An 11,769-nucleotide genomic window follows, 5' to 3' on the forward strand; every position below is an offset into this window, starting at 1 on the left:
ACATTGGGGCGTTCGGGCCGGGTCAGACCCGCGCCGGGACCCACAGCTCGTCGATGACGCGCTCCGCCGTCGCCAGGCTCGCGTCGGCCAGCGGGATCAGCTCGGCCATCGCCGGGTTGACGTGGGCCAGCGTCAGCTCCGCCGTGACGAAGCGCGGCTCCAGGCCGGTCAGCGAGACGCCGTGGGGCAGCCACTGCTCGGCGTGGTCCCAGCCCTCGCGCGGCGTGCCTTCGCCGTACCCGCCGCCGCGGCTGGCCAGCACGATGAACTCGCGGCCGCCGAGCAGGCCCGCCATCGTCTCGTGGTCGACCGAGTGCCCGGGGGCGATCAGGTGGTCCACCCACGACTTCACGCTGCTCGGGGCGCCGTAGTTGTACACCGGCAGGCCCAGCAGCACCGTGTCGGCGGCTTTCACCTCGTTGACGACCTCCAGGGTCCGCGCCCACGACGCGGCCTGCTCGGGCGTGTGCTGCTCGGGCGGCACCGCGCGGGCCGCCCCGCCCGCGGCGTCGAGGTGCGGCAGCGGGTTCGCGCCGAGGTCGCGGTAGGTGACCGTGCCCTCGGGGTGCGCGGCGCGCCAGGCGGCCGCGGCGCGGGCGCTGAGCCGGCGGCTCACCGAGCGTTCGCCCTGGATGCTCGAGTCGATGTGCAGGAGATGAGCCATGTCGTTAGCCGTCCATAGATCGTTGGTGTAGGACAAACCATTAATAGCACATCAGTTATCAGCTTGCCCATATACTGGGCGCATGACCTCGCTGCCGGTCGTCAACCAGCCGCCCCACCGCTGCGGGGCGCTGCTCGGCCAGGTCACCCGCCGGCTGCAGCTGCGCAGCGAATCGGTGCTGACCCCGCTCGGGCTGCGGCCGCGCCACCTGATCGCGCTCACCGTCCTGCGCGACCAGGGCGGCAGCTCGCAGCAGGACCTGGCGAAGACCCTGGAGATGGACAGCACGAACGTCGTCGGGCTGCTCAACGACCTCGAGGCCGAGAACCTGATCGAACGGCGCCGCTCGACCGTCGACCGGCGCCGGCACGTCGTCGAGCTCACCGACGTCGGCGCGAAGCTGCTCGCCCGGGCCGAGTTCGCCCTGGCGGCGGTCGAAAACGAGGTGTTCAGCGGGCTGAGCGACGACCAGCGCGAGCAGCTCTACGAACTGCTGCACCAGGTGACGAACAAGACCGAGACGGAAGCCTGCACCGAAGCCCTGCCCAGCACACCCTGCTGAGGCTTCAGCCCCCGGCGATGTCCCGCGCCAGCTGCCGGGCTTCCGGCAGCGTGAACTTCCCGGTGATCTGGGTTTCGCCGCCGGTGATGGCGGACTGCACGGTCGGCGCGGTCAGCACCCGGCTCTTCAGCACCATCGCGACCTGCTTGCCGATGTTCTGCCCGGTCCATTCGGCCCACTTCCGCGCCCCGGCGGCGGTGAAGCTGAGCTGCACGATCGAGCTGCCGGTCTGCGGGTCGACCGTGGCGTCGACCCGGCTGACGTCCGCGCCGCTGAGGAACCCCGGGCCGAGGATGTACTTCGTGCCCTGCGCGCGGTCACAGCTGACCAGCGGCAGCGCCGGGTCGTCGCGGCCGCCGAGCGGATCCGGCGTCCCCTGCACGCAGTCCAGCGCCTGGGCGGCGGCCTGCTGCGCGGCCGGGTCGGTGCTCTGCCGTTCGGTCACCGAGCCGGCCGGCGGCCCCGGCGGCAGCTCGGTCAGCACCGGCCGGAACCGCAGCTGCGTGCCGTCCTTGACGACAAATCCGGTGGGCGCGGCCTGCCCCACGATCTCGGACTGGCACCCGGCGACGGTGACGAGCACGGCCACGGCCGCGAGGATGATCCGCACCGGCCCATTCTGGCGTGCGGGAGCCGTCACTGGGAAGCCGCGAGCACCGCTTCGAGCCCGGACGCCTGCGTCCGCCAGTCCGTCACGTTCGGGGTGGTCCCGGTCCAGCGCTGGCCGATCCGGTTCAGCGGGTCCCGGTCCCCCGCCCACAGCGCGTCCGCCTGCCGCTGTGCGAAGGCGCGGTAGGTGGCCGAGCCCGTCGCCGTGGCCAGGTCGCCGAAGTAGCGCATGAAGATGCCCTTGAACTGCTTCTGGTTGTCGTCGCAGGACCCCGAGCCGGTGTCGCAGGACTCGACGAGCACGCCGCCCGCGGTCAGCCGGGTCATCGCCGCGTCCGCCAGCCGCCGCGCCGCGTCCAAATAGGACACGACGCCGGTGGCGCGCCACAGCTCCACCAGGCCGCCGATGCCGAGGCCCTGGTTGTACGTCCAGACGGTCTGGCCGTTGTTGGCGCACGACGAGGTCAAGCCGTCGTTCACCAGGCCGGCGGAGTTGACCAGGCCGCTGTTCAGGTACCAGTCCCCCGCGGTCTTCGCTCGCCGGCCCCACAACGTGTCACCGGTGATCCGCGTGTGCAGGGACGCCGTCAGCCGCAGGTACAACCCCGCCGTAACGGCGTTCTTGTACGTCCGCTCGCGGTCCCACCAGACCCCGCCGCCACAGGTGCCCGTGTCCCAGAACCCGTTGACGTAGTTCGCGATCGTCGTCGCTTCGGTGAGGTAGCGCGTGTCGTGGGTGCGGTCGTAGACGGCGATCCAGGCCAGGCCCCACCACGCGCTGTCGTCGATCGCCCGGCTGACGAAGTGCCCGTCGATCGGGTCGGAACTGCGCGCCCCGGCGGGGAACGCGGCCCGGTTGACGTCGAAGGAACGCGCCAGCGCGGTGTCGAAACCACCCGCGTCCGCCACCGCCGTCACCGCGACCGCCGAGTTCCACCAGCTCGACGGCCACCACGCGGTATACGGGTCGTAGGACCACATCAGCGCGTCGAGCGCCCCGGCCGCGCGGGTGGTGGCCGGGCGTGCCCAGGCCGTGCAGCTTCCCTGTGCGTGCGCGGCTTCGCGGCCGCACGCGCGCACCGCGCCGCCGTAGAGCCGGCCGCGGGGATCCCGGGTCGCGAACGCCGTGGTGCCGACGCCGGTCGCGCCCGCGGCGACGCTCGTGCGGCCCAGCGACGAGCCGTCCGGCCAGCTCGCCCCGGCGTCCCAGGAGCGGTCGAGCCAGACCTCGTCCCCGGCTCCGCCCGCCTCGATGCCCGCCCAGGCGAGGCCGCGGCCGTCGAAGTGCAGCCGGATGGAGCGGCCGAACAGCGTGGCCGGCGCCACCGGCTGGGTGTCACCGGCGGCGGGCGCGGAGCCGTCGCACGCGGCGTCGCAGACCGCCGGGTAGATCCACGCGGTGCAGCCGACCCCCTGCGCGTCCCCGCAGGCGCGGACCAGGCCTCGGCGGTGGTGCGCCGGATCGGTGAGGTTGTACATGAGCGTGCGGGTGCCGGTCCACGAGCCGGGGACGGTCGCCTTGCCCAGCAGGCCTTCCCAGCTCGCGCCGCCGTCCCACGACCGGTCGAGCCAGACGGCGTCCCCGGCGGCGCCGTTGTCGATGCTCGCCCAGGCCATGCCGTCGGGGTCGGACGCGTGCAGCCGCAGCACGCGGCCGTTGATCACCTTGTCCGGCAACGGAAAGCTCTCCCGCGCGGCCTTCGACGGATCGAGGGTGTCACACGACGTGACACACACCGCCGTCGCCGCCGCGGCGGGGATCGGAGCCAGGGAACCGAGCACGAGCAGCACCACGAGCAATGTCCGCATCGACATCCCTCTCCACGCACCGGGGTTGGCTCCAGGGTAAGGAACCAGGGCGCGATCCAGAAGGTTTCCGCCCGGTTCTGGCTCGTTCCGGACAAGGGTTTCCCAGACCGGTCACCCGGGGTGCTAACCGAGCAGGGCGCCGAGCTTCCCGATTTTGTCGATGACGAAGTCCGCGCCCGCGGCGCTCAGCTGCGCTCGCTGCGGTTCCGTGTGCCCGAGGCCGACCGCCGTCAGGCCGCCTTCGAGCGCGACCTTGACGTCATGCGGGGCGTCGCCGACCATCACGCCGGACCGGTTGAACTCGTCCCGCGGGACGCGCAGGTGCCCGGCTATCTCGGTGAAGTGGTCCTCACCCTTGGTCCGGCGCGGGTGCCCGTATTCGGCGCCGAGGAGCAGCTCGAACCGGCCGGTCAGGCCCGCGCTCGCCATCTTGGCCCGGACGACGCCGGTCGTGCAGCTGCTGGAGACGAACAGCTTCTTCCCGCGCCCGCGCAGTTCGTCGAGCAGGTCGCGGGTGCCGGGGAAGGGCACCACGGGCTCGGACTCGACGCCCTTCCAGAAGTCCTCGACGAGGTCCGCGACGGGACCGCCGGCCACCGAAGCGGCCGCGGACCGGAACTGGTCGTCGAGCGGCTGCCCCGCCGTCGCGTGGTAGTGCGCGCGGGAACCTTCGACCGGCAGCCCGAACCGGGTGCTCAGGATGGTGGCGAAGACCGCCGCGTGGGCCGGCATCGAGTCGATCAGCGTGCCGTCCATGTCGAACACGACGTACCGGGATTCCGCTTCGCTCACAACGGAAAACGTACCAGCCGGCTCAGCTGCCGGGCAGGTTCTCCGCAGGCGGGAAGAGGCGGGGCAGGAATCCGAGCATCAGCGCCGACCAGACCACGTGCGTCAGCAGCGGCGCCTGCACCCCGCCGGACCGGCTTCGCTGCACCGCGAAGAGCGTCCCCATGACGGCCGAAGCCAGCACCAGCGCGGGGTTCCGGGTCGCCGTGGTGGACAGGACGTACACCGCCGTCGAGCCGCGCGCGCCGAAAGCGTCGTACACCGCACCGCGGAAGAAGACTTCCTCGGCCGCACCCGTCACCAGCGTCGTCACCGCCACCGACGGCGTCGAACCGTGGTGCGCGTGGTCGAGCACCCCGGCGATCGCGCGGCGCAGCAGCGGGATGTGGCGGGACACCAGGGCGCCGGCGTAGAACACGCCGAACGCGGCGACCCCCGCCAGCACCGGCTGGACGACGTCGGGACGCCCCCGCCGCACCGGGCCGGCCGCCGTCGCGCCCGCGAACCAGGTCGCGGCGACCGACGCCGTGAGCGTGTGGAAGCGGCGCGAACCGGAGCGGCTGGCCAGCGACGCGCCGAGCAGCCCGGACCCGCCCGCGGTGACCGTGGCGAGGAACCCCTTCACGCCGGCCGCCGGTTCTTCGCCCGCTCACCCAGGGCCTGCAGCACGGCTTCGTCGTAACCCATCGGCTCGAACTCGACGATCCGGCGGATCGCGTCGTCGCGGACGACCACCTCGTTGGTCATCGAGTCGATCAGCGCGCGCCCGGTGGTGACGTCGATGTCGGTCACCAGGGAAAGCCAGTACGAGGACAGCTTCGGCGACAGCAGCGGCACCGGCACGATCAGCAGCGGCCGGCCCTCGATCGCCGCCACGCGCTGCAGCATGTCCCGGTAGGCCAGCACCTCGGGGCCGCCGATGTCGAACGCGCGGCCCTCGGCCTCCGGGTGGTCGAGCACGCCGACGAGGTAGCGGACGACGTCGGCGATCGCGATCGGCTGGGTGCGGGTGCCGACCCAGCGCGGGGTGACCATCGCCGGCAGGTGCTCGACCAGCTGGCGGGTCAGCTCCCACGACGTGCCGCCGTGGCCGACCACGATCCCGGCGCGCAGCACGGTCACCGGCACGCCGGTCTCCCCCAGCAGCCGCTCGACCTCGCGCCGGCTGGCCAGGTGCGCCGACAGCGAATCGTCGTCGTCACCGAGGCCGCCGAGGTAGACGATGCGGCGCAGGCCCGCGTCGGCCGCCGCGCGGGCGAAGGCACGCGCGGCGTCGGAGTCACGGCGCTTGAAGTCCGCGCTGTCGAGCGAATGCACGAGGTAGTAGGCGGCGTCGGCGCCCTTGAGCGCGTCACGCAGGGAACCGACGTCGGCGACGTCGCCGCGGACGGCCTTCCCGGCGCCTTCGTACTTCGCGGGGTGCCGGGTCATCGCGAGCACCTCGTGCCCCGCGTCTTCCAGTGCCGGGCACAACCGGCTGCCGACGAACCCCGAAGCCCCGGCCACCAGCACTCTCATGTCCGCGACGTTAGCCGGGGCTCCGCCCGGCCGCAGAACGTCCGGTGCCGGCGAAGCAGACCGCGGCGACCACACCCGCGCAGCCCACCAGCTGGAGCACCCCGGGCGACTCGCCGAGCAGGCCGATCCCCAGCAGCACCGCGCCGACCGGTTGCAGCAGCATGAGCGTCGCCCCGGCGGTCGCCGACATCCGCGGCAGCGCGGCGGAGATGAGCAGCCAGCCGAGCAGCTGGCCGACCAGGGCGAGCGCCACGAGCCACCCGAACGTGGGCCATCCGGGCGCCAGGTCGAGCGTCCCGGACGGGATGCCGAGCGCCAGCGCGACCACGCCGGCGGAGAGCGTCGCCAGGAGCAGCGACCGCGCCTGCGCCCCGCGGCCGCCGCTGAGCCGGATCAGGAAGAGGTAGGCCGCGTACCCGGCGCCGGCGAGCAGCGCCGCGACGGCGCCGGTGACCGGGTCGGGGCCGAACGCGCCGGTGCCGGCGAACCCGCCGGCCAGGACGACCCCGCCGAGCAGCACGGGTACCGCGGCGAGGAACCGCTTCGCCAGCCGTTCCGACAGGAACACGAACGCCAGCACCGGCACGATGATCACCTGCACCGCGAGCAGCACCGTCGCGATGCCGGCGCCGACCCGCGGGATCGCCTCGCCCCACAGCACGAAGTCCAGGCCGAGCCCGACCCCGGCGAGCAGCGGGAGGAGCGTGCGCCGGCGCGATTCCGGGCCCGCCGTCCGCCGTTCCCGCGCGGCGAGCACGACCAGGACCGGCAGTGCCAGCAGACAGCGCCAGAACGCGCTGGTGGCGCCGCTGGTGTGCGAGACCTTGATGAAGACCGACGACAGCGAGATGCAGAAGCCGCCGAGCGCGGCGAGCAGGCGCGGGTCGAAGCGCTGGGTGAACGGGGTGGTCGTGGTGTCGGGACGAAGCGCGGTCGTGGTCACGTCCTCCAGCCTGCGGACTTCGACTGTCAAGGACAAGCGAATGTTTCTGCGTGGATTCCGGTAGCATTACTACCGTGTTCGGACTCGAGCGGATGCGTGCGCTGCACGCCGTCGCCACCCAGGGCTCGGTCGCCGCGGCGGCCACGTCTCTGCACGTCACGCCGTCCGGGGTGTCGCAGCAGCTGGCCAAGCTGGAGCGCGAAGCCGGCCAGCCGCTGCTCGAGCCGCGCGGCCGCGGCGTCCGGCTGACGAAGGCGGGCCAGGTGCTGGCCGGGCACGCCGAACGGATCCTCGCGCAGGTCGCCGAGGCGAAGGCGGATCTGGAGCTGCTGCGCGAAGACGTCATCGGGCCGCTGCGGGTCGGCGCGATCCCGACCACGGTGCACGCGCTCCTGCCGCCCGCGCTGGCCACGCTCGCCGCGCAGCACCCGCGCCTGGCGGTGACGCTGCACGAGGGTGAGGCGGAGCAGACGATGCCGCGGGTGCTGGCCGGTGATCTCGACGTCGCGGTGCTGGAGAGCTGGGCGGACCGCCCGACGGTGCTCCCGCCGTCGACCACCCGGATCGAGCTGCTCTCCGACGTCGCCGACCTCGCCCTGCCCGCCGGCCACCGGCTGGCCCACCGCAAGACGGTCGAACTGTCCGAAGTGGACGATCTGCCGTGGATCGGCTGGAGCGCGGGTTCCGGCTGTTACGAGTGGCTGGTGCAGGTGCTGCGGAAGCAGCGGCTGGAGCCCCGGATCAGCTGCACGGTGGGCGGCTACCCGACCCAGCTGGCCCTGGTGGCGGGCAACGTCGGCGCGGCACTGGTCCCCCGCCTGGCCCGGGAGCGGCTGCCGGAGGGGGTCCGCATCCTGACCACGCGCCCGGCGCTGACCCGGACGATCTACGCGATCTGCCGGGCGGGCGAGGAGGACCACGGCGCGGTGCGGGCTTGCCTGGACGCGCTGCGGGCGTCGTCGGCGGGCTTCGAGGGTGCGGGCCGTCCGGTCGGCTGAGCCGGCGGCGGTAACGTGCCGGCGGTAATGGGACGAGTGATGCACAAAAGGACGATGGCACCACGAAGGGGAAACTGGGGGGTCGCTTCCACCGGCTCTTTGCTGCGACACTGGGCGTAGGTGTGGCCGTTCTGGTGCTGGGACTTGTCGCCAACGCGTGGGTGGCGGCTCTCATGGCGAGCGCCACGGAAGAATCAGCAGTGCGGGCGGGAGAACCTGGATAGGATCTACTGTGGACGGTTGAGGCGTTCGGCCATCTCGGTCACCAACCGGCCAGGACGCTTGTGGTGCACCAGGAAGATCTCTCGCGCCGGCCGTGCGTCGGTGGTGTCGCGGACCTCGATCCGCGCCGAACCCGCGCGGGCGAGCACGCTCTCCGGCACGAACGCGATCCCCAGCCCGGCCTCGACCAGCGCCAGGATGACCTGGTAGTCCCGGGTCTCGTAGGCGACGCGCAACTGCACCCCCGCGGCGTCGGCGAGCTGTTCGAGGCAAGCCCGGTTGGGCACCCCGGGGCTGCCGGAGATCCAGTCCTCCCCGGACAGCGCGCGCAGCGTCAGTCGGCGGACGCCGGCCTTCGGATGTCCTGCCGGCAGGATCAGGCGGAACCGCTCCGAGCGCAGCAGGGAACGTTCGAGCCCGCGCGGGTCGGGCAGCGGCGCGCCCGGGTAGCGGTGGGTGATCAGCAGGTCGAGGTCGCGTGAGCTGACCAGGCCGTAACCGTCGGGCGGCTCCAGGTCCAGCAGCCGCAGTGCGACCGCCGGGTGGTCGCGGCGGAATCCGGCCAGCGCGGTGGGAACCAGCGTCATGCCCGCGCTCGCGAACGTGCCGACGGTGAGCTGCGCCGGCTCCGCGTCGAGCAGGGCGCGGACCGTCCGCTCGGCGGTGCGCAGCTCCCCGACGATGGTTTCGGCGTGGGTGAGCAGCGCCTCCCCGACCGGCGTGAGCGTGACGCCGCGCGGGTTGCGGTGCAGCAGGCTCGCGCCGACGTCGCGTTCGAGCTTGGCCAGCTGCTGCGAGACGGCGGACGGTGTGAAGGCGAGTCTCCGAGCCGCGCCGGCGATCGATCCGGCGTGCGCGACCTCGGCGAGCAGGGCCAGGCGGTGGGCGTCGAGCACGGGGGCCTCCAGCCGTAAGCGTCGCTAACGCCAGCATAGGAGACGTCGCTGGTGCTTACGGCGGTCCGCGCGCATGCTGGTGCCATGATCAGCACTTCCGAGGTCGAGCGGGCGGCCGCGCGGATTCACGGCCGGATCCGCCGGACGCCGGTGCTCGCGGCGGACGACGGTGTGTGGTTCAAGCTGGAGCAGCTGCAGCACACCGGGTCGTTCAAGGCCCGCGGCGCCTTCAACCGGATCATCGCCGCGGGTGCGCTCTCGGCCGCCGGAGTCGTGGCCGCGTCCGGCGGCAACGCCGGTCTCGCCATCGCTTACGCCGCACGGGAGTTCGGGGTGACCGCGCGGGTGTACGTCCCGGCGAACGCGCCCGCGGTCAAGGTCGCGAAGCTGCGGAAACTGGGCGCGGCCGTCGAGCTGGTCGGTGCCAAGTACGCGGACGCCTACGACGCCGCCGTGAAGCACGCGGCGGACTCCGGCGCGCTCTTTTGCCACGCCTACGACCAGCCCGACATCTGTGCCGGCCAGGGCACCATCGGTTTGGAACTCCTGGAGCAGGTGGATGGACTGGACACGATCCTGGTCGCGGTCGGCGGCGGCGGGCTGCTGGCCGGCATCGCCGCGGCGGTCGAAGGCCGGGCGCGCGTGGTCGGCGTCGAACCGGCCACGGCCCCGACGCTGAACGCGGCACTCGCCGCCGGTGAGCCGGTCACCGTCGAGGTGTCCGGTGCCGCCGCCGACTCCCTCGGCGCGAGCCGCCTCGGTGACATCGCCTTCGCGGTGGCGACCCGCACGGACGTGGGTTCGGTGCTGGTGGACGACGCCGCGATCCTCGACGCCCGGGCCGCGCTGTGGGACCACTACCGCCTGGCCGTCGAACCCGGCGGGGCGGCCGCCTACGCCGCGCTGGCCGGCGGCGCCTACCGGCCGGCACCCGGCGAACGGGTCGCCGTCCTGCTCTGCGGAGCCAACACCGATCCCGCGACGCTCACTTCCCCGACAGCCGCGCCACCAGCGGCGCGAACTCTTCGATGAACGCGCTGTTGACGCTGAAGTAGGAGACGCCCAGCTCTTCGCGACGGCGTTCGAGCTCCGCTGCCATGTCGTCGAAGCTGCCGCGGATCATGGTCAGCGAGTCGTGCTCGATGAGCGTCTCGGCGTCGACGCCGATGAAACCGCGGATCCACGGCGGCACCTGCTCGCCGACGACGAAGATGTTCAACGCCAGCTCGATGTCCCGGTCACCGGCCGCCTCGCGGATTTCCCGGACGTAGCCGGTCGTCTCGTCCCGGGTGGTCAGCACCCCGCCGGCGAGGGTGACGATGTCGGCCTTCGCCCCGGCGAGCCGGCGCGCCTTCGGGCCGGCCGCGGCGATCATCACCGGGGTGTGCGTGTCACCGTCGAGCCGCCGGACGTGGTCGATGGTCTCGGAGATGGAGTCGAGGCGCTCCTGCCCGGAGCCGTAGGGCAGGCCGAGCTCTTCGGCCTGCTGCCGCATGGTCGGCAACCCGGTGCCGAGCCCGAGCTCGAACCGGCCGCCGGTGACCACGGTGAGGCTGTGCGACTCCCACGCCGCGGCCCGCGCCGTGCGCAGCGGACTGGCCAGCACGAACGACCCGACCCGCAGGTCGGTCGTCACCGCGGCGGCGGCCGCGAGCGACGCGGTCGGGGTCGGCAGGTTCAGGTTGTCCGGGGAGAGCAGCGTCGAATAGCCGAGCTCCTCGGCGCGCCGGGCGGTCGCGAGCCAACCGGCGGCATCATTGGCCGCCGCGACCACGCCGAACCGGAACGGCTTCTTCACCATGGAACGCACCCCCGCTGTGTCGGTGCCTCCGATCAAACCACCGGTGCGCCCGGCCGTGCCACCACGGCCGGGCGCGCGCCCGGTGTCAGCCGCGCTGGTACTCCTCCCAGGTGACCTTCGTGACCGACGGGCCGTCGTCGGCGCCGCGGCCGGCGAGGCCGTTCATGCCCAGGTAGTAGTCGCCCGTCTGGTGCTGCGCGCCCGACGAGAGGTCCGGGTCGGAGATCGCCTCGGCGTGGACGTGGTAGGCGAAACCCTGCGCCGGGGTGCGGTACCAGGCCGCGAACCCGACCTTGCGCAGCGCCGTCAACAGCTTCGTGCGGGTGGTCGACGACATGCCCGACACCGAGATGTCCAGCGCCCCGCCGCCGTCGTGGGTGCCGGCGGAAGCGTCGACGCCGCCCGGGTTGTAGCCGCCCTGGGTGAGGCTGACCGTGAGGCCGGCGATCCCTTCGGCGGCCAGCAGCATCGACTTGGTGCGGGTGTTGGTCGTGACGCCGCGGTAGGCGATGCGGCTGCCCGCGGACACCGCGTTCGTCACCGTGTACCGGGCCTCGCCCAGCTTCTCGAGCGACGTCTTGCCCGGCAGGCCCGACGCGTCGAGCCCGGTGTAGCCCAACGACTTCTGGTACGTCGAGTACGCGGTGATCGTGGTGGTGCCGAAATAGCCGTCGACGTACTTGCTGTCGAGCAACCCCTTCGCCTGCAACGCCTGCTCGACCAGCAGGACGCTGTCGTGCGCGCCGGGCGTCTGGGTGTCGTCGGCGCGGCGCGGGTCGATCTGGGCCGCCTTCAGCACGGCCTCCATGTTCGCCGTGGGCAGCGCCGCCGTGACCGCGGGCTCGGCCTGAGCCGGTGCGGCCACGGCGAACGCCGCGGCGGTGAGCGCCGTCAACACGGCGGCCTTCGTCAACATCCCTGTCCTCCACTGGTCGGAATCACTTCGGCCATCAGGATC

Annotated in this window: 13 protein-coding genes; 3 read left to right on the forward strand and 10 right to left on the reverse strand. The window is 72.8% G+C overall.

The annotated features are described in order from the left end of the window. Positions 1–22: 22 nt before the first annotated feature. Positions 23–664: an FMN-dependent NADH-azoreductase gene (locus tag ACIA5G_RS34585; protein WP_395930934.1), complete on the reverse strand. Its 642-nt coding sequence runs from the start codon at positions 662–664 to the stop codon at positions 23–25. A gap of 82 nt (positions 665–746) precedes the next feature. On the opposite strand from ACIA5G_RS34585, the gene ACIA5G_RS34590 reads away from it, so the two are divergent. Then, a complete protein-coding gene (locus tag ACIA5G_RS34590; protein ID WP_395930936.1) occupies positions 747–1,226 on the forward strand; it encodes a MarR family winged helix-turn-helix transcriptional regulator in 480 nt (159 codons plus the stop codon). Between the two features lie 4 nt (positions 1,227–1,230). Here ACIA5G_RS34590 and ACIA5G_RS34595 read toward each other — a convergent pair whose 3' ends face one another. From ACIA5G_RS34595 to ACIA5G_RS34620, 6 genes are all read right to left on the reverse strand, one after another. After that, positions 1,231–1,836 (reverse strand): SecDF P1 head subdomain-containing protein, encoded by a 606-nt coding sequence (locus tag ACIA5G_RS34595; RefSeq protein WP_395930938.1) that lies wholly within the window; start codon positions 1,834–1,836, stop codon positions 1,231–1,233. Positions 1,837–1,862: 26 nt separating this feature from the next. Beyond that, the gene (locus ACIA5G_RS34600) at positions 1,863–3,644 is read right to left on the reverse strand and encodes a glycoside hydrolase family 76 protein (protein ID WP_395930940.1); all 1,782 of its coding nucleotides are present in this window, start codon (positions 3,642–3,644) and stop codon (positions 1,863–1,865) included. Positions 3,645–3,767: 123 nt separating this feature from the next. Beyond that, positions 3,768–4,436, reverse strand: coding sequence for an HAD family hydrolase (locus tag ACIA5G_RS34605; RefSeq protein WP_395930942.1), 669 nt, complete (start codon positions 4,434–4,436; stop codon positions 3,768–3,770). 22 nt (positions 4,437–4,458) lie between these two features. Beyond that, positions 4,459–5,058, reverse strand: coding sequence for a lysostaphin resistance A-like protein (locus ACIA5G_RS34610; RefSeq protein ID WP_395930944.1), 600 nt, complete (start codon positions 5,056–5,058; stop codon positions 4,459–4,461). After that, the gene (locus ACIA5G_RS34615) at positions 5,055–5,951 is read right to left on the reverse strand and encodes an NAD(P)H-binding protein (RefSeq protein WP_395930946.1); all 897 of its coding nucleotides are present in this window, start codon (positions 5,949–5,951) and stop codon (positions 5,055–5,057) included. The genes ACIA5G_RS34610 and ACIA5G_RS34615 overlap by 4 nt, the downstream gene beginning before the upstream one ends. Before the next feature lie 10 nt (positions 5,952–5,961). Then, positions 5,962–6,894, reverse strand: coding sequence for a DMT family transporter (locus ACIA5G_RS34620; protein WP_395930948.1), 933 nt, complete (start codon positions 6,892–6,894; stop codon positions 5,962–5,964). 74 nt (positions 6,895–6,968) lie between these two features. Here ACIA5G_RS34620 and ACIA5G_RS34625 point away from each other — a divergent pair, with 74 nt between their 5' ends. After that, positions 6,969–7,892: a LysR family transcriptional regulator gene (locus tag ACIA5G_RS34625; protein WP_395930950.1), complete on the forward strand. Its 924-nt coding sequence runs from the start codon at positions 6,969–6,971 to the stop codon at positions 7,890–7,892. A gap of 227 nt (positions 7,893–8,119) precedes the next feature. Here ACIA5G_RS34625 and ACIA5G_RS34630 read toward each other — a convergent pair whose 3' ends face one another. After that, entirely contained in the window at positions 8,120–9,010 is an 891-nt protein-coding gene (locus ACIA5G_RS34630) for a LysR family transcriptional regulator (RefSeq protein ID WP_395930952.1), read from the reverse strand. Positions 9,011–9,094: 84 nt separating this feature from the next. On the opposite strand from ACIA5G_RS34630, the gene ACIA5G_RS34635 reads away from it, so the two are divergent. Beyond that, positions 9,095–10,042: a threonine/serine dehydratase gene (locus tag ACIA5G_RS34635; RefSeq protein WP_395930954.1), complete on the forward strand. Its 948-nt coding sequence runs from the start codon at positions 9,095–9,097 to the stop codon at positions 10,040–10,042. Here the strand turns inward: ACIA5G_RS34635 and ACIA5G_RS34640 are convergent. Then, positions 9,996–10,811: an LLM class flavin-dependent oxidoreductase gene (locus ACIA5G_RS34640; protein ID WP_395930956.1), complete on the reverse strand. Its 816-nt coding sequence runs from the start codon at positions 10,809–10,811 to the stop codon at positions 9,996–9,998. The two genes, ACIA5G_RS34635 and ACIA5G_RS34640, sit on opposite strands and share 47 nt — an antisense overlap. An 85-nt stretch (positions 10,812–10,896) precedes the next feature. After that, positions 10,897–11,727: a peptidoglycan-binding protein gene (locus tag ACIA5G_RS34645; protein WP_395930958.1), complete on the reverse strand. Its 831-nt coding sequence runs from the start codon at positions 11,725–11,727 to the stop codon at positions 10,897–10,899. Positions 11,728–11,769: the final 42 nt, after the last annotated feature.

Origin of the sequence: Amycolatopsis sp. NPDC051758 (genome assembly GCF_044453095.1) — a bacterium.
Lineage (GTDB): Bacteria > Actinomycetota > Actinomycetes > Mycobacteriales > Pseudonocardiaceae > Amycolatopsis.